General features: G+C 46.8%; 18 protein-coding genes and 5 tRNA genes. 3 read left to right on the top strand and 20 right to left on the bottom strand.

Annotation, left to right across the window (positions count from 1 at the left end; genetic code table 11):
* Window positions 1–122: 122 nt before the first annotated feature.
* The 16 genes from C558_RS0117890 to C558_RS0117820 form a co-directional block, all read right to left on the bottom strand.
* A complete protein-coding gene (locus C558_RS0117890; protein WP_018757663.1) occupies window positions 123–1,094 on the bottom strand; it encodes a hypothetical protein in 972 nt (323 codons plus the stop codon).
* A 20-nt stretch (window positions 1,095–1,114) separates the two neighbouring features.
* Entirely contained in the window at window positions 1,115–2,113 is a 999-nt protein-coding gene (locus C558_RS0117885) for a hypothetical protein (protein ID WP_018757662.1), read from the bottom strand.
* Window positions 2,114–2,162: 49 nt separating this feature from the next.
* Window positions 2,163–3,065, bottom strand: a complete 903-nt coding sequence (locus C558_RS0117880) for a helix-turn-helix transcriptional regulator (protein WP_245583830.1) — start codon at window positions 3,063–3,065, stop codon at window positions 2,163–2,165.
* Window positions 3,066–3,207: 142 nt separating this feature from the next.
* On the bottom strand, window positions 3,208–3,399 hold the full coding sequence (locus tag C558_RS33235) for a hypothetical protein (protein ID WP_083927206.1): 192 nt from the start codon (window positions 3,397–3,399) through the stop codon (window positions 3,208–3,210).
* Window positions 3,400–3,527: 128 nt separating this feature from the next.
* Window positions 3,528–4,358: a sugar phosphate isomerase/epimerase family protein gene (locus tag C558_RS0117875; RefSeq protein ID WP_018757660.1), complete on the bottom strand. Its 831-nt coding sequence runs from the start codon at window positions 4,356–4,358 to the stop codon at window positions 3,528–3,530.
* Window positions 4,359–4,542: 184 nt separating this feature from the next.
* The gene (locus C558_RS0117870) at window positions 4,543–5,943 is read right to left on the bottom strand and encodes an alpha-L-fucosidase (RefSeq protein ID WP_018757659.1); all 1,401 of its coding nucleotides are present in this window, start codon (window positions 5,941–5,943) and stop codon (window positions 4,543–4,545) included.
* A 198-nt stretch (window positions 5,944–6,141) separates the two neighbouring features.
* A complete protein-coding gene (locus C558_RS0117865) occupies window positions 6,142–7,068 on the bottom strand; it encodes a methyl-accepting chemotaxis protein (RefSeq protein ID WP_018757658.1) in 927 nt (308 codons plus the stop codon).
* Between the two features lie 47 nt (window positions 7,069–7,115).
* A complete protein-coding gene (locus C558_RS0117860) occupies window positions 7,116–7,913 on the bottom strand; it encodes an ATP-binding cassette domain-containing protein (protein ID WP_018757657.1) in 798 nt (265 codons plus the stop codon).
* The gene (gene cntE / locus C558_RS31315; RefSeq protein ID WP_018757656.1) at window positions 7,910–9,109 is read right to left on the bottom strand and encodes a staphylopine family metallophore export MFS transporter CntE; all 1,200 of its coding nucleotides are present in this window, start codon (window positions 9,107–9,109) and stop codon (window positions 7,910–7,912) included. Before cntE ends, C558_RS0117860 begins: the two co-directional genes overlap by 4 nt.
* Window positions 9,110–9,122: 13 nt before the next feature.
* The gene (locus tag C558_RS0117850) at window positions 9,123–9,932 is read right to left on the bottom strand and encodes an ABC transporter ATP-binding protein (protein ID WP_018757655.1); all 810 of its coding nucleotides are present in this window, start codon (window positions 9,930–9,932) and stop codon (window positions 9,123–9,125) included.
* Window positions 9,907–10,815, bottom strand: coding sequence for an ABC transporter permease (locus tag C558_RS0117845; RefSeq protein WP_018757654.1), 909 nt, complete (start codon window positions 10,813–10,815; stop codon window positions 9,907–9,909). Before C558_RS0117845 ends, C558_RS0117850 begins: the two co-directional genes overlap by 26 nt.
* 3 nt (window positions 10,816–10,818) lie before the next feature.
* The gene (gene nikB / locus C558_RS0117840; RefSeq protein WP_342662344.1) at window positions 10,819–11,769 is read right to left on the bottom strand and encodes a nickel ABC transporter permease; all 951 of its coding nucleotides are present in this window, start codon (window positions 11,767–11,769) and stop codon (window positions 10,819–10,821) included.
* Between the two features lie 18 nt (window positions 11,770–11,787).
* The gene (gene nikA / locus C558_RS0117835) at window positions 11,788–13,428 is read right to left on the bottom strand and encodes a nickel ABC transporter substrate-binding protein (protein ID WP_040675246.1); all 1,641 of its coding nucleotides are present in this window, start codon (window positions 13,426–13,428) and stop codon (window positions 11,788–11,790) included.
* Window positions 13,429–13,677: 249 nt separating this feature from the next.
* A tRNA-Leu gene (locus C558_RS0117830) sits at window positions 13,678–13,762 on the bottom strand.
* 21 nt (window positions 13,763–13,783) lie between these two features.
* Window positions 13,784–13,859: transfer RNA gene (locus C558_RS0117825), tRNA-Lys, on the bottom strand.
* A 35-nt stretch (window positions 13,860–13,894) separates the two neighbouring features.
* A tRNA-Glu gene (locus C558_RS0117820) sits at window positions 13,895–13,969 on the bottom strand.
* A 148-nt stretch (window positions 13,970–14,117) separates the two neighbouring features.
* Here C558_RS0117820 and corA point away from each other — a divergent pair.
* Window positions 14,118–15,047 (top strand): magnesium/cobalt transporter CorA, encoded by a 930-nt coding sequence (corA, locus tag C558_RS0117815; protein WP_018757651.1) that lies wholly within the window; start codon window positions 14,118–14,120, stop codon window positions 15,045–15,047.
* Here corA and C558_RS0117810 read toward each other — a convergent pair.
* Complete coding sequence (locus tag C558_RS0117810) at window positions 15,044–15,973, bottom strand: DNA-3-methyladenine glycosylase family protein (protein ID WP_018757650.1); 930 nt, start codon at window positions 15,971–15,973, stop codon at window positions 15,044–15,046. The two genes, corA and C558_RS0117810, sit on opposite strands and share 4 nt — an antisense overlap.
* Before the next feature lie 110 nt (window positions 15,974–16,083).
* Between C558_RS0117810 and tlp the strand changes: the two genes are divergently transcribed.
* On the top strand, window positions 16,084–16,293 hold the full coding sequence (gene tlp / locus C558_RS0117805; protein ID WP_018757649.1) for a small acid-soluble spore protein Tlp: 210 nt from the start codon (window positions 16,084–16,086) through the stop codon (window positions 16,291–16,293).
* Between the two features lie 134 nt (window positions 16,294–16,427).
* Here the strand turns inward: tlp and C558_RS0117800 are convergent.
* From C558_RS0117800 to C558_RS0117790, 3 genes are all read right to left on the bottom strand, one after another.
* Window positions 16,428–16,519, bottom strand: a tRNA-Ser gene (locus C558_RS0117800).
* Window positions 16,520–16,528: 9 nt separating this feature from the next.
* Window positions 16,529–16,604: transfer RNA gene (locus C558_RS0117795), tRNA-Asn, on the bottom strand.
* Window positions 16,605–16,651: 47 nt separating this feature from the next.
* Window positions 16,652–17,128: a SprT family protein gene (locus C558_RS0117790; RefSeq protein WP_018757648.1), complete on the bottom strand. Its 477-nt coding sequence runs from the start codon at window positions 17,126–17,128 to the stop codon at window positions 16,652–16,654.
* A gap of 312 nt (window positions 17,129–17,440) precedes the next feature.
* Here C558_RS0117790 and C558_RS0117785 point away from each other — a divergent pair, with 312 nt between their 5' ends.
* The gene (locus C558_RS0117785; protein WP_018757647.1) at window positions 17,441–17,788 is read left to right on the top strand and encodes a hypothetical protein; all 348 of its coding nucleotides are present in this window, start codon (window positions 17,441–17,443) and stop codon (window positions 17,786–17,788) included.
* Window positions 17,789–17,859: the final 71 nt, after the last annotated feature.

The following is a 17,859-nucleotide window of genomic DNA, read 5'->3' as shown; positions in this document are numbered from 1 at the left end:
TCCACTCCTATATTTTTCTATTTATTGCCTTATTCTTCTTTTATCGACATAACCCCTTTTCAATTCAATACATTTCTTTCATTCGCCATCTTTATGGAAAAGGGGAAGACCAAGTCCTCCCCTTACCGCAAACCGATATCATGGAACCGATTGTTAATCGTCTCTCGCATCAGGCGCTTGAGCGATAGGACCGCTTCCTCCTCTAAGACTTTTGCAGCTTCGAAGAGATCGATGATCGTGTTGATGGGGGCAAGGTTATCGACTGTTTCGATGGTAGTGAACAGCCGTGCCGCTTTTTCCCACTGTTGCGCCACGTCGCGATACTTCTCTGATGCGTCACGCAGCTCCGGCCAATAACGTTCCAAGGCAGCGACATAGGTGGCAATGTCTTTTTTCGCGGTCGCATAATATGGAATCACTTCCCTAACCCCTAACGGATCATAGTTCCCCGTTCGAAATGCTTCGATCATCGCATCATAGGCCGCTTCGCCACAGGCATACTCGGCTTCAGGCAGCATCAGTTCATGCGTCTCCCATTTGAAGATCGCTTGGACCAATGATTCTTGATAAACTGCAATCTCATCCAGTACGATATGACCTTCAAGAAATTGATAGTACCAATAAGGACTATCACCCTTGCCGAACTGCGCATAAGGGAGCGTTCGATAACCTTCGGCCTGCCCGTCCGAGATGTAGAGTACTTGCTGGTCTTCATCGTAACCCGCTACGACCACGAACCGATCCTGCCAGATGGCGCAGCCGATCCCGCGGTCTAGAGATTTCCGAATATCACTCAGCGCCTGCTTCAGATATAACGGAAACGTCGGTTCGAAATGGAATCCGGCAGCTGACGAGGCGGTAACCCCGATGAAGTCCGCAGCTAGAAAATTCTCCGCTATCCAGTTATAGGCTGATGTGGATTCAGCTGTGAGTCTACAATCTACGGTAAATCGAAAAGCCGTTGCAGTCATCCCTGCGAGCATCGATTTCGAACAGGTGATCCACCCTTGATGCGTAAGAATCGCATGCAACGCATCGATATAGCTGTTCGCATGCTGCGGCAACGTCAAATTTTCCAATAACACCTTCTGCAACGCCATCCCTCCCTCTCTGTTCAACGTGGTGAATGGGCTCCCCATCTGGGCAGCGTGGTCCGTTTACGATCCGGATACTGTTCACTAATCACTTGGAAAAGGCGAATCGCCTGATCTTCCAGCACCTCCGCCACCCCCAATTCAGTGACGAGCTCCGCGATTCGATCCGAATCAATCTGACGTACACCTTGATTCTCCTGCATACAACACATCATGTTCGGAAGCATCTTCACAATCTCCTCGTAACAGTTCAGCGCTCCCAGCAGCTCGGGCCACATCCCTTGGACATCTCTCAGATAATCTCGAATTTCCGTTCTTGAGACCGCATAAGCATCCAAAATATAGACCGCACCGCCTGCATCATACGCTCCGCCATGCAGCCCCTCCCGAAGGAAGGTGTACGCTAGCTTGCCTGAAGCGATGTCGGTGTTCGGCAATGTTTTATAAGGCGTATGCCAATCCTGGATCGCAAGCCGCAGTGATTCAAGAACCATATCCTGAAGCGCAATCGCTACCCGATCCCCGAAAGTTTCATAGTACCAGAACGGTGTGAAGTTCAGCCCAAAATTATCATACAATACGACCTGACTCTCCGCGTTCCATCCATCCTGGACAAAAAACACCTGATCCGCATCATCATACCCCTGAATCACCCCGAACTCGGGAATCCAATAGATGGCGCCTACCCCACGATCTAGACTTTGTTTGACGGCGATCACAGCTTGCTCTTGATACCATCGAAAAGTAGGATGCCTCGTTCGTCCTGCATCAGTCTCCGACAAGAGGCCAAGATTTGTAATCGCCGGTTCATGCTCATTACCCCACTGCCCATAGGCCGATACCGAGAGAGGAAGAAGATGCTCATGGACTGACATTTTGAAAGCCATTCCGGTTAGTCCAGAGAGCATGTATTTGGGACCCTGAAACAGCCCCGCCGCGGTTAAGATCGCATATAGACTGTCGATATAGGATTTCGATTCACGTTGTAAACAGATATTGTGTAAAAAGGCGTTAGACACACCGGTTAATCTCCTTTCCGTTCATTCATGAAATATCATCGCACACGATTCACTCATCACGTCTTAATCGATTGACTGTATCTTGACATCGGGCTAACAATTTCTGCCGCAGCCATTTTGGAGATCGCAGCGACTCCCATGGTGTTGTCAATAAATGCTGCAGGAATGCGTCAATATCATGGAATTCCACATCCATCGCTGCCTCATCTTGGGCGACAATGCGGTAACCGTGCCAAGAATCGCCTAGATGTGGGCGAGAAAGAATGACGCGGGCGACAAAGGGTTTGCGACGCAGAGCTTGATGTCCTCCAACGCCATCCATATCCAAAGTCGAGCTAAGTTCGAATCGCTCCTTCAGCACCTGCACTTGTAGCAATTGATCGAGCCGTATTGTGCACTGTGAACGCGCCGTTTCACAATAGACAACAACATAATCCGCGTTAAAGCGAGAGATAAATTTCAGCGGGTACATACGAGCATGTTGCGAACTGCCCGCATCGTCTAAATAAGTCACATCCACCTTCACAGCATCTTTGATCGCCTGCGACAACTTTTCAAAATGCTGAATGATCCTGGGATTCAACTCAAACTGCGGCAATCGGTTATTCATGTCGTATGCTTCGTTATCCGTAAACCGATCGAGCACATGGGCGATGCGCTGCACCGTCTCCCCATTATCATAATCATATTGCCGATAGCGGTAAGCCAGATATTTCAGCACCTTCTGCTCTTCTTCCGTCATATAGAGGTGCGGCAGTACATACGTCTTATCCTCATAGCTGTAACCTCGATGCCGTGCGATATAGAGTAGTGGAGCTCGCAGGGACGCTACCATATATTCAATATCACGTTGGGCCTGTCGCCGAGAGATCTCGAATTGTTCAGCGATATGACCGCTATTCGGATACTTCCCCTCACGAATCCGTTGATCGAACCAGTGAATGCGATGCATATGGCTCAAGATTTCCCCATCCTTCCTTTTGTTGTCAAAAACAACGATAACTCTATTACATCACTCGCATATCTTGCTTGGCAAGCCCGAATCAATCGAAAAGCCCATCCCCTTCGGGACGGGCCTCACTTATCTGCACGCATTAGATTAACACGGCGGAATCCACTCTGCTCTGTTCTGCTTTGGAGCATTTCTTACAGACGGTCACGGCTGTACCTTCCGACTTCGTACGTGGATATAACAATTTAATTCTTGTGCTGCTGCAGACCGGGCAAGTGCCTCGACTGCGGGATGGAAGTCTCCATAAGGAGCGTCCTCTTTTTGGTTTTGACATGGCTATTAGGCCCCTTTTCTATTTTTTCCCATTATAAAATAACTGCTACGACATATGATGTCGTAGCACAGCGCGAATTGGAGAACATGAAAAAAAGCCCATCGAAATGGGCTTAAGGGGATGTTCTGTCATCGAAATGATTTCACGAGTGCTTCATAGGCCGCTACAATCGCATGGAAGCTAGTAACTACATCCTTCGGATCTTGGTATTCAGCTTCGAACATAAAGGGGCCTTCATACCCGATATCCACGAGTGCTTGCAGCACTTCCGCCCAATTGACAATACCTCGACCTGGAATCCAGTGCTTCTCATCGATGCCATCATAGTCTGATACATGCAGCGTCTGAATACGAGATCCGACTGTTCGAATAAAATATTCTGGAGTTTCGCCTAGTAGATGATTCGTGTCGCAGCATACGACGGCTTCTGACGCATCTGCGATCAAAGCTAGAATCTCCTCTGCATGCTTCCCTAAGCAGGAGCGCGGAAGATCCTCCACTGCAAGACATAACATCCGTTCTGCCGCCTTCCCACTCAAGATGCGAATGGAGTCACGCGCAGCCTCTAGACGGCCTGCATGCTCTTCATCACTGATCGGCTCGAAGCTGGGATGAATGACGACGCAGTTCGCTCCCCAACCCTGTGCCCAATCCATAACTTGCACATTCGCTTCGACGACCGCCGCGCGGGCAACCTCATTGGTGAGTGAGATATCCCATAGATCGCCGAACGGCAAATGGACCGACCAAATGTCAAGGCCTACTTCCTTCGCCGCCAATACCGCTTGATTGTAACGATCATAATTTTCTTGCTTCAGCGTCTCCGATAACGATTGATAATTATCCAAATTCAGTTCAATGCAATCGAATCCCGCTTCTTTCAGTGCTGTCAGCGAATGGGACTCTCGGTCCGACCAATACGTACCTAGTCGCCACGATGCAGGTTGTACTGTTTGCATGATTACATTTCCTCCTTATACCGCAATGAAATGAAGTAACGATTTGGAGTATATCATTTTCCATTTTAAACCATTCATCAAAATTCATTCAACATCCCCTATCCTATTCTCTCTATTCAATAAGAAAAAGCCGATTTCACCCTCTTCCTAAGGAGCATCGGCTTGATCTAATCATTCATTACGTCTATTCAGTCACGATTCGAATCACATGGGCAATCGGACAGGGGCCCTGTACGGCTTGTTCTGGCAGCACAACTTTTAACCCTGTATCTGTACGTGTGTAATCTAACGCCTCGCTATCATCGAACCATTGTACGTCCAAGACCGCTCCGTCATATGGAATGTGTATTTCTTGTTCCATTGCAGCATCTACTGTCTTATACATCTTGAAACAGAAGACCTCGTTGCCCTTCCGTGTGAACGCATATCCATCTCGGAAATAAGGCTCCGCAATCCGTGTGCCATATACAGCTTCACCGTATCGCGCCAGCCAAGCGCCCAATTCCTTCATTCCTCGAATCGCACCCTCAGGCAGTCTGCCATCCGGCTGCGGACCGACGTTTAATGCTAGATTCCCACCCTTAGACACAATTTCGAGCAGAAGATGTACGATCTCACGACCGGATTTGTAGGTATCCTCATATTTGAATGAAAATGACGTGCCCATCGTAATACAGCTCTCCCAAGGGATATGCATCGCCTGCTTCGGAATCGTCTGCTCTGGCGTAACTACGTTCTCATACGGCCCTCCAACGGTACGATCCACGGCTAACAACCATGGCTGATGCTCGCGCATTCGATCCACAATTTCATCCAGCCGAATGTCCTGTTTCCGCTCTCCACCGCGAACCCATCCCGCATCGAGCCACAGCATATCAATGCGGCCGTAACGCGTCAGCAATTCTTCAATTTGGTCGTGAGTGAACTTCACGAATTTCTCCCATAGCCACGGATACTCGGTCGGATCATAGGATGGCCCCCGCCACATCAGTTGACCGCGTTCCATCCCCGGCGCCCAATAATATGGTGTGTTCCAGTCGGCTTTGGAGAAATAAGCCGATATCGCGAGACCTCTGCTGCGGAATGCATCAAAGATGTGCTTACATAGATCCGCATATCGATGCGCATGAAAAGGCGTCTCTGATCCGGTAATCCGATAATCCGTTGTCCGTGTATCCCACATGCAGAAGCCGTCATGATGTTTGGTCGTGAAGGTCAAATATTTGAATCCGCCCTCCGCCGCAAGATCAGCCCATAACTCCGGTTGCACGCGAATCGGATTGAAGGTCTTATTCAAATCAACATATTCTCTCTTGAAGTTCTCCATATCTTCGGTCCAGTCCACGCCGCCGCGGGACCAGTCGCCATCTGCATCGCTCAAAGCCCAAGATTCGACTAAACCGAGCTGTGAATACGGACCCCAGTGCATCATCAGGCCGATTTTCTGATCTCTGAACCATTCCAATCGCTCCTGCAGAACCGGGTCAGTCGGCTTCACCCATTCTGATTCAGCACTAAAGTTATGAACTCCTTCTTCAACCTCCGATTCGCTCACAACGTTTTGATCTGTTTCTAATGCATCCATTTGATACCCTCCCATAACAATCGCTATAAGTTTAATTGAAATGTTGTGCATGCCCCCATTGTAGATCCCCACGTGTTAACCAACAACAAACAAGAATAACCCGGTTTAACCTTTTTCACTTGTCTATATAACAAGAAAAAGCAACGATCCTCATCGCTGCTTTCACTGTTTTCTACAACCAAACTATTTTCAACTGAACTATACCAATTGGCTGAGCGCCTTTGCCTGCACTTCAAGCTTACCTGTCGCTTCACCAATCCCTGCAAAGACATCCACAGCGTACTGAATTTGTTCCCGGCTATCTTGAATGGCCGCCTGGGAGCTTTTCGTACTGACGTCAATCAGCTCGACTTGCTTGGAGATACCTTCCACCGTGTCCTGAATCTCTTTCGCGGCTTCTTGAACCTGATGCGCAAGCTTCCGTACTTCTGTCGCTACAACATTGAAGCCACGTCCATGTTCACCGGCATGCGCAGCTTCGATGGCTGCATTCAGAGCAAGAAGGTTCGTACGGGAGGCAAAATCATGTATCATTCGAACAATACCCCCAACAGCTTCTGTCCGCTGCTCCAAGTCTCGAAGAAAATCCAGATTGCTCTCATTCTCACGAACGACGCGTGAAATGGCCGATACCACTTGTCTACTACGTTGAATTCCTTCTTCCGTCCGTTCCAATAATTCTTCCGCCATTTGATGCAGCTCACTCGTTACCCTGGCAGCAGCAGCTTCTCGTTCTGTAATATCTGTAGCAACCTTAAGAACCGCCACGACCTCTGCATTCTCATTATGTATCGGCATATACGTAGCTTCGAGACAAAGAATCCTCCCGTCTTTCGCCACGCGAATGATCTTCTCTTGAAATTTCTTACCTCGCCGTAAATTATCCCACAGCATATTGTACTCTGCGCTCTTCGCGAAGCTTGGTGTACAAAATTGACGATGATGAATGCCCTGTAACTCCGAAACCTGATATCCCATCGCCTGAGCAAAATGTTGATTCGCCCAGAGAACCTCCCCCTGCACATTAAACTCGATCATAGCCAAGGATTGCTCTAATGCCGACAACACCGCTTCGACTTCTAATACCTGCGTACTTTTATGGACCACACGTGTCTCTATACTCAAGCTTCATCTTCCTTTCAAAATAACACCACCACATCTCAGTACTCTCATTAAAACACAAAACCCTCAAATTGGTCACTAGATTTAGCACCAACAATGCGTTGACACGAGGGATGAACAGTGTCAAATAAGCTTTCAGCATCGATCGTCTCCACAATCGTCCCATTGTCCAGGACAGCAACTTGATCGGAGAGGGTATGAATGGCCATGACATCGTGGGAAATAAACAAATATGAGAATCCGTGCTTCTCTTTTAATTCTTTCAGGTGAAGTAAAATTTGTTTTTGCACGATCATATCTAAGCTGCTAACAGGTTCATCAAGCACGACGAGCTTCGGTTTTAATGCAATGGCTCTCGCAATATTGACACGTTGTAATTGTCCGCCGCTCATTTGGCTTGGCATTTTATACATATCATCAGCTCGGAGCCCCATCATCTCCAGCAATTCGGAAATCACACGAATCTCTTCCTTTGCCGATAACCGTTCATAATTTCGCAAAGGCTCACCAATAATTTGTTTGATCGTCATACGGGGATTCACAGCGGAATAACTATCCTGAAAAACAACCTGTAAATCACGTCGTAATTCCTTTCTCTGACTTCGGGATGCAGCATATAAATCAACGCCTTGAAACAGCACTTTCCCGCTATCTGGCGCAAGCAGCCCCAAAATGATCTTACCGATGGTGCTTTTGCCTGCGCCGCTCTCCCCTAATAATCCAAGACAACTTCCGCTTTCAATCGTAAAAGAGATATGATGCACGCCTTGATCAGCGGACTGATCTGAACGAAACCAACCTGTTGACTTATAAGTTTTGGATAATTGATCGGCTACAAGCAGACTCATGGATTCACCGCCTTTTGTCCACGATGCAACAAGGAGAGCAGCAAGGTAACAGCCCCTAATACCGCTGCCGTGATAAGCATTCCTCGATACGAATAGAAGTCTGCCAGAAATCCCATGAGTAATGCGCCTGATGACGTGCCGAGGTCCGCTGCAGCAATAAACCAGCCGATGGAATACCCGCGAACTTTCTCAGGGACGATGAACGTAATATACGTCATAAGCGTCGGATATAACAAAGATAAAGCCAGTCCATTACACACCGCCGCGGTAAGCAGTACAGGTAAAGAGAATGACAATGAAAGAAGCGCTGGAGAACATGTGAAGCAGGCTACAAGCGCAACAAGCAGCCACTTGGGATACGAATCAGAAGAAGGAATATATTTTCGGCCAAAAAACCGGATCAAGATCAGCACGCCCGTCTCCGTCAGAAAATAAAGCGGTGCTGTCTGTTGCCCTTGACTCTCCAAATAAAGAGGAAGGAACGTGGGCGAAACACTAAAGACAATCGAAGCGAGGAGCATAACAAGCGATGGAAAAAATATATCTTTCCCGATACGCTTGTTCCCTTTATCGAACTCTTTCTCCCCCTTCTCCTTCTTTGCCTGGGTATCATCAGAAGAAGTATCTCGCATGATGCGGAACAAACGGATCCCGAGTAAAATATTAAAAAATCCAAGTCCAGCAAACATAAGCAGCATGGTAGTCATCGTAACCTGATCCTTCATGAAGAGAACAAGTGCAGGTACAAAAGTATATGGCAGCATGGAGGATAACGAGAGCAGCGACAGGCCTTGTCCCCGTTCTTTATCCGACAATAAATCGATAATCAGCAAATGAATGGTCATCGAGAAAAAGGCAAGGATGGCCCCTTGCAGCGCTCGCATGACCGCAAACACCCACAGGTTCTCTATCGTATAGCTAAGAAGCACGATAGCATTCAGCACTAACGCGATGATGAATATGTTCCTTGAACCAAACCGATCGACAATCGCACCTGCGACAGGCCGTAAAAACATCGACACAAACATATAAGAACCCATGATTATACCAATTTCTGTACTTCCTGCACCAAGCGTCTGAGAAAAAAACGGAAGCCCAATAATGAGCATATGATTGGTGGCGTAAAAGATAAAAGCAACCGCATACAACCAAACGGCTCGATTGCTTAAAGGATTTTCAGTGCGCATAGCATTCATTTCAAGTCGACTCCTATTCATTCCTACTGTTCACGGTAAGTCTTGCATCCCATAACATCTTGGTATATTCATGTTTCGGATCTGCCATGAGACGATCTGCATCCCCTTGCTCCACAATAAGCCCGTCCTTCATAACTATGATATGATCCGCAAGGCCGGCAATCACGCTCAAATCATGCGATACAAGGAGTATGGATGTATGGCCGGCTGCTTTTATCGAGCGAAAGGCCTCCATGACATGGTGTCGGTTAACATTATCGAGCGCCGTTGTCGGTTCATCCGCAATAATGAGAGAGGGCTTCATCGATAGGGATAACGCAATCATAATACGCTGCAGCATCCCTCCGCTTAATTCAAAGGGATATTGCTTCAGGATACGTTCTGGTTCCGCTAGATTCATCTGCTTCAAGCAGTCTATAGCCATCTCTTTCGCTCGTTGTTGCGACAGCTTGGCATGTGTTCTCAACGTTTCGATAAATTGTTTACCGATTGTTAATGCAGGATTAAAAGCGGTCATCGGATTTTGCAGAACAAGCGATAGCTCGCGTCCCCGTATATGGCGTAATTGATTGGCGGTCATATCCGTTAAACCCTGCCCGCGCAGCTTCATGCTGCCATGGTCCATTCTAGCTGATAAAGGCAGCAATCCAAGGATGGACATACATGTCATTGATTTTCCGCAGCCGCTCTCGCCCACAATCCCAAGTACCTTCCCCGCCTCAATTTGAAAAGAAACCTCTTGGACCGCTTGGGTTATTCCTCGTTCCGTCTGTACACTAATACTTAAGCGCTGCACATCAAGAATGATTTCCCTCTCTTTCATGTTGTCCCCCCTTGAGTTTATTGGAATGTTTGGCTGCCTTGCGCATTGGAATAGCCTTACCATTCTTATCGCCAAGCGTTTCGCCTATAATATTCAACAATGCCACCACACACAAAATGATGACACCAGGTGCAATAATCAGTCTTGGATGACTACGAATAAACGTTTTTCCCTCATTGATCATGGCTCCCCATTCTGGCGTCGGCGCCTGTACACCAAGTCCTAAAAACGATAATGCAGAAATATCCATAATGACCCAACCGATCTCGAGCGTAACGACGATGAATAAAGAAGGAAGCAAGTTCGGTATGATGTGGCGCGTAACCATGCGAACAGGTGAAGTACCCATAATACGAGCTGCAACGACATACGTTTGCTGTTTCAAGTTGACCACCATGCCTCGAATGAACCTCGTATAATACACCGATTGAACAATAATCAACGCGATGGCCATCTGCTTCCAACCGGCGCCCCAAATCGCAATTAAACTGATCGCAAGGATAAGGGATGGAATCGCAAGAATGGCATCGCATATACGCATGATGATGCCGTCTACTTTGCCGCCTGTATATCCTGCCAAACTGCCTATTACAAGTCCGATCGAAACGCAGGCTGTGACGATCAATAATGCCAAGCTAAGCGATACTTGTGTTCCGTACAAAAGACGAGAAAGCAAGCAGCGTCCAAGTTGATCCGTCCCTAATGGAAATTGTGGTGAGGGTCCTTGCAGCTTATGTGATAGATCAACAAAATTTGGATCATTCGGGGCCAGCAGTGGTGCAAAAATTCCCGCAAGCACGATAATCAACAACAATACGACTGGAATCACGGTGGTGACTCGTTGCCGCCCTACAATCCATTGAATGTTACGTATCACACCCATTGGCTAGCCCTCCTTACCCATCGATTGTCTTAACCTTGGATCCAAATACGCCTGAATCATATCCGCTGTTAGACTTCCCAGGATAAAAACAAATGCCATGATAAGGACATAGCCCTGAATAACGGGATAATCACGATGAAAAACAGCTTCCAGGAAAAAACCTCCCATGCCAGGCATTGCGAAAATTTGTTCTACGATAACCGTTCCCGCAAATAACTTACCCAGGTTCATTCCTGCTGCGGTGACAACAGGACGTATCGCATGCCGAAGAACATGGCGTCCAATCACGGTGAACGATCTTAATCCTCTTGCATTTGCATATAAGACAAATGGCTGCTCCAAGCATTCCAGCAACCCTCTTCGAAGTAACCGTGAATACGTAGCGATAAGTGCGAAGGCTAACGTGATGGATGGCAGAACATAATGAATCCAGGTATCCGCGCCTTGAAGAGGAAACCAATCCATTTTCACCGCCATAAAATAAATGAGTAAATAGGCCAGCCAAAATTGCGGTACAGATGCACCAAGAAAGGCAAGGACTCGGCTAATATGATCCATTGCCCGATTTTTACGAAGTGCCGCGGCAATCCCTAGCGGAATGCTGACAATCAATGCGATTGCAAGACTGGAGAAGGCAAGCATGGCCGTCACAGGCAGCCTTGCTGCGACCTCACTAGCCACGGGGAGTTTGGTAAAAAAGGATACACCAAAGTCTAACTGACACAACTGCCACAACCAGTGTACATATTGACTCCAGAAAGGCCTATCAAGTCCCAATTGCTCCCGTACGGCTCTTAACGTCTCTTCCGTAGGGATGATGTTGGATACCGATAAGTAAGCTTTAGCCGGGTCAACCGGCGTTAACCGTAAAAGTAAAAAACATACGAACGAGGCCCCCAATAAAACGGGGACCATCGTCAGTACTCTTCTTAATAGATATTTGGACATCTTCATCTCAGAGCAGCACCTTATCTATTTTTGAATATCCAGCGTATCGAACGGTGTCTCATCGCGGTGAGCCGGGAATTTCAAATCCTTAACATAATTTGGATAGACCGCAATGTTCGTCAAGTATGAAATTGGCAAGTATACCGCTTGTTCATGTAAGGTTGTAAAAATCGATGTGTACAGTTTTTGTCTCTCTGTCTCATCTGTTGTAAGCAGAACGTCTTTCATTTGCTGATGCAATTCGTCCTTCATCGATAGCCCTTGCTGTGATTCAAAAATGCCGTATCCTGGTTCATAGTTTGTCGATACAAAGTTATGCGGATCATACGGTGCGCCGTACGTTCCCCAGAACAACAGGTCAAAATCGGCCGTTTCCATCCGTTTATTGCGCAGTTCGCGTTCTAGACCCGTTAATTTAAGGTTGATGCCGACTTGCTTCAAATCGGATTGGATGGCGGCTGCCATCGGTTGTTCAACCTGATCCGGCCCCATGTAGACCATTTCGATTTCAAGCTTCTTGCCGTCCTTCTCACGCACATCTTTACCTTCTGGAAGCTTCCACCCTGCAGCATCCAATAATGATTTCGCTGTTTCGACATTATAGTCATAAGGCTTCAAACCTACGTTCGCATATGGGAAATTGCTCGAAATAATCGTATCTGCGACTTTCTCAACGCCGTTGGTTACCCCATCTACTAACGCAGTCTTGTTTACAGCATGCTGCAATGCTAGACGAACGTTTAAGTCAGCAAAAGGACCCTTCGCTGTATTTACAATTAACGCACGGCTCGCTACGGCATCCGAGATGGATGTTTCGAACTTGCCTGAATCTCTGAGCGCAACGAAGGAATCAAGACTAATGACGCCTTCTCCATAAATCAGATCAATATCGCCTTTCTCTAGTGCCAGTACTCTTGCTTCCCCATCAGGGATAACCTTTACGATCAGCTTATTGATCTTAGGCTTTGTTCCCCAATAGTTATCGTTACGCGTGAATACCGCGACTTTATCTTTCTGATACTCACTTAATACCCAAGGTCCCGTTGTAATCGGACTCTTTATGCTTTCAGCTGTATTTCCGTCATCTGGAAAACCTGCTGCACCAAGAAAACGAAGAGGTCTCACGACCGCAAATTCTTGCAGCGCCGGGTAATAGCGGTTTTTCAATGTCACGGCAAACGTATTGGCATCGATGACTTTCGTTTTCTCAATTTGGCTGATTACACCTAACCATGAGTGCATATCTTTATTCGCAAGGATCGTGTCAAAGTTTTTTTGTACTACATTCGCGTCAAAGTCGGACCCGTCTGTAAACTTTACATTTTTACGTAAGTGAAACGTATACACTTTTCCATCTTCGGAAATATCCCATGACTCAGCTAACTTAGGCACCAGCTTGCCGCCTTCGCCATAACCAATAAGAGGCTCATAATACATTCCCTGTGCAAAAAACTCATTTGGCGTGTATTGATGCGGGTTAAGCGGTCCAATATCTTTAGGCCACGAGATCGTTAACGTTTTCTCCGTATTAGCCTTATCTGTTGTTGCGGATTCCTTCGTTGTATCAGGACTAGCTTGATTGGTAGATTGACACCCAGCCATCACAATTGAAATTATTAGCACCAAAATAATTGAAACCATCCGCCTGTTTCTTATGCGACCCATTCTATGAAATCCCCCTAGTAATATACATCATCTCTTCGATTGATAATGATTATCAACATCAACGAACAAATCTTACAATATTCCTTAAAATAACACAAGCTTTTTTTTCACCTTTTTCTTAAGCACAAAAGACAACAAAAATAACCCTTGGATACCAAGGGCTTCTACGTATTTCGTTCACAATTTACTCAAGCTAGATGAACATCAAAAAAACCCTTCAATATGAAGGGTTTCAAATTTACATATGTATGGTGCGGTCGGCGGGATTTGAACCCGCACACCCTATGGGCGCCACCCCCTCAAGATGGTGTGTCTGCCGTTCCACCACGACCGCATGTTACGAGGGATATAAAACTGGTGAGCCATGAAGGACTCGAACCTTCGACACCCTGATTAAAAGTCAGGTGCTCTACCAACTGAGCTAATGGCTCTTACTGACTGAACATGATGAGCTCAGTATAAGAAATGGTGACCCGTAGGGGATTCGAACCCCTGTTACCTCCGTGAAAGGGAGGTGTCTTAACCCCTTGACCAACGGGCCTTGCTTATTAATTTCGATCACGATCTTCCGTGACAACAGAATTTATATTATCAGATATTCTTGGACATGGCAAGTGTTTTTTTTAACTTTTTTTCATGAACAGTCGATATGGTATAATTATTCCAATTCCAGGAGGTGTACAAGCATCATGCTAATTTACAATCAAGCAACACACCAAGTCTCAAAAGCCCCCCTCCGCATGCCGGAGGACCACGAAATCGTATGGATTAATATGATTCAACCTTCGAGTGAAGAGATTCACCATGTGCTCCAAAATATGTTCAATTGCCACCCGCTATTGATTGAAGACTGTATCAAACAGAACCAACGTCCCAAGATCGATCAATATCGCGATAATGTACTCATCACATTCTATACGCTAGTGAACCCACTCAAGCTGATTGAACTCGATATTGTCATCGGTGCGAATTACATTATTACCATCTGTCAGACACCACTGCCCTTGCTGCACGAGCTATACGAGAAGCTTCAACAAATTGAAGGACGAATCGACCATACCGGTCGGATTCTGTACTTCATTCTCGATCGATGCGTAGACCAATTCGTAGATAGTATCTCTGTCATTGAAAATAAGTTGGAGAGTTACGAAGAAGCCGTGTACAAGGACCCCTATGTCCGTATATCGCAGCAGGTCTTCAAACAAAAACGCGCGCTCCATCATATTCGCCAAGTGCTCGCTGATCAGAAGACCTTGATTAGCACGATCAGCCACCGTCAGTTCCCTTATACGAAGGAAGAATCGAACGCCTACTATATGGACATATACGATCATATCTCCCGGGCAATTGATTCAATTGATATCTACCGTGAATCGCTTAACAGCCTGGTGGAAATGCAAATGAGTATGAAATCTGACCGGATGAATGAGATCATGAAGACGTTGACGATTTTCAGCGCCATTTTCCTGCCTCTCATGTTCATGTCTAGCTTATACGGCATGAATTTCGAATATATGCCCGAATTGAAGTTCAAGCTCAGCTACCCGATTATTCTCATGATCATGGCGATCATTGCCGGAAGCCTCTATATTTATTTCAAAAGAAAGAAATGGCTCTAACTGCCGGCCCGTTCCTTCAACTTATCATTGAGCGTCTCCCACAGATAGAACGTGACATAACTGGACCACGGAGCCCAAGCGGCTCCGATCCGACGCACTTCCGCTTCGGTCGGTTTGTCCTCCATCCCGTAGAGCTTCTTCACCCCATTGCGAAGACCGATGTCGGCTGCAGGTAGCAGATCCGTCCGCCCCATCCCGAACATCAGGAAGCATTCAACGGTCCAACGTCCAATCCCGCGCAGACGACTAAGCTCCGTAACAATCTCATCATTTGTCTTCGTGAAGAGTCCGTTCAAATCAATCTGTCCCTCTGCCACCAATCGTGCAAGATCAATAACGTACTCTGCTTTACGCTGGCTATACTGCAATTCGCGAAGCTGACCGTAATCAAGACGCGCCACATCTTGTGCCGAAGGAAACACAGGCAGCTCAAGCCCCTCCCACATGACGGGTTTCGCTGTCAGCTCCATCATTCGCCGATTAAGCGTCGATGCGAACGCCAAATTCAACTGCTGTCCAATAATCGTCTTCGTCATGCATTCGAACAAGTCTGCTTCAAGAATGAATCGTAAGCCATAGAAGCGTTCCACTAAAGGTTGATATAGCGCATCCGCTGCCAGCTGGTCGTAAAAAGACTGGATATCCAAATCCGCCGATAACATAACACGAATGTATTGCTTGAGCCCCTCCACATCGTTGATATGTCTAAGCCCCTCCCCATACAACGCAATTTGCAGCTTCGGGTTCTCGATACTTCCAATCGAATCGACCGCAAGCACAAGGACCTGATCATCGATCCGAATCGTTCGCAATAGTCGATCACCTTGGAAACGGAACATTTCGTGATTCACACCTTGCAGACGACGAATCATTTTACCAAAATCATAGGGCGCACGAGGCTCCATTTCGTAGATCAATCTCTCCATTCATTACGAACCGCCTTTCAAATGTACAGAATAATAATCCAATGCATGAGAATCCTCCGTCGAAGGTATCTTATAGGATGGATTCAATAAACAATGAGGAGGCACACCACATGGCTAAACCAGATGATCGTTCTGATAACGCAGAGAAAATTCAAAACGCAATTCAGAACACGAAACAAAACATGGCTGAGACGAATCAATATCTCGACGAGCATGCCGACGAGATTTCCGGCAAGGAGAACCGTCAGTTAGAGCATAAAAATGAGAAGCGTAAAGCCGCGATCCGTGGACTGGCTGATGAGCTGCAAGACGAACAATAATGAGCGTATGAAAAATACCCCCACAAAGTGATGGATTGGCTTCGAGGTGATTCAGGTACTTTGTGGGAAGCACGAAACTTTATCAATTCTAATGAAAAAAAGAGCCTTCACAGGCTCTTTCTAATTGTTATGTATGGCGGAGAGAGAGGGATTCGAACCCTCGCACCGCTTACGCAGTCTAACCCCTTAGCAGAGGGTCCCCTTATAGCCACTTGGGTATCTCTCCAGATAAGAATGGCTCCCCGAACAGGACTCGAACCTGTGACAACTCGATTAACAGTCGAGTGCTCTACCAACTGAGCTATCAGGGAATATTCAAAAGTGACATGATTTAATTTATCACGAAATGTAAGCGAAGTCAAGTCACTTCAAGTAAAAAAAGTTCAAGCCTCCCTCTACACTTTCCACAAGCATATTTTCGCGGATCCATACGCCGTTTGCGCTTGTACGACATCCCGCACCGTCCACATCGCAGCTCATATCGATAGGGCTCAACACGTCGCTTTGGCTTCATTGTCGTCGGTAGATGACTGCAGAATCGACTCCCGCCAACCTGCTCGAGTAAAGTCTTAAACTCTGCATCTCGATGCTGATAACCGCGCTTCTGAATATGCAGATGATAGTGGCATAACTCATGCTTAATGATCTTCTCGACCTCATCCGCTCCATGGGCCTCCAGTTGATGGGGACTGATCTCAATATCGTGGCTCTTCAGAAAATAACGCCCGCCCGTCGAACGCAGCCTGGGGTTGAATCTGGCGCGATGCCGGAATGGGATCCCGAAAAACTCTAATGAAATGCGTTCAATCCAAGCTTGTAATTCCGCGTCATCCACTGTCCATCTCCCCTTCCAATGCTCGTCCGCCAACTCTTAAATTGTAACCCCTACTTAGGCTGCACTGTCAAGTTGTGATTGCTTGGAATTCTCTGGATATATCCCATCCGTGAGAGCAGCACACGCCAGATCAATTCGCACGTAAGAATGGCGGATATACCGATCAGCGCCGTCAATCCAAATGCCTGTATTTCCGAGTCATTCTACCGTCCTTTTCCCTTCCGCATGCCCTCCCTCTAATGCTTGAATTGTAACGCCTACTTAGGCTACACTGTCAATTAGGATCGTAAATTGAGGGGAGATTTACTACAGATGTCAAAGATGCGTTACATTATTCTACAGCATGAGAGCAGCCTTGAATTCATCGAGATGCCTAGCGATTATGCTTATCAACTTAGTGCATTGAATCTACGCCTGAACAAAGAAGTAAGCAAACTTACCGCCGAAGAGGTTCCCGTTCTTCCATTAGCGATTGCAGAATGCGATTCGCTGGAGCTGCTGCAAGAGACTTCAACAATCGAGGGCGGCCTTGATTATTTGAATCGTCTGGAGCAATCCTTCGCATCCATTCAAGAGAAGAGCTATCCGCTCATCTCGCTGCTTACAGAAATCCGCGCCTTGCAAGCGCAATTAGAACAATGGTACGAAGAGGAAGCATAAAAAAGCCCCACAAAGTGGAGCAATGGCTTCGAAGCGGATTCAGATACTTTGCGGGGAGCCCCGAACACATA

The organism is Paenibacillus terrigena DSM 21567, assembly GCF_000374845.1.
Classification (GTDB): Bacteria; Bacillota; Bacilli; order Paenibacillales; family Paenibacillaceae; genus Paenibacillus_K; species Paenibacillus_K terrigena.
Note: the sequence above shows the minus strand (reverse complement) of the source record. Positions and strands in the feature narration are given on the sequence as shown.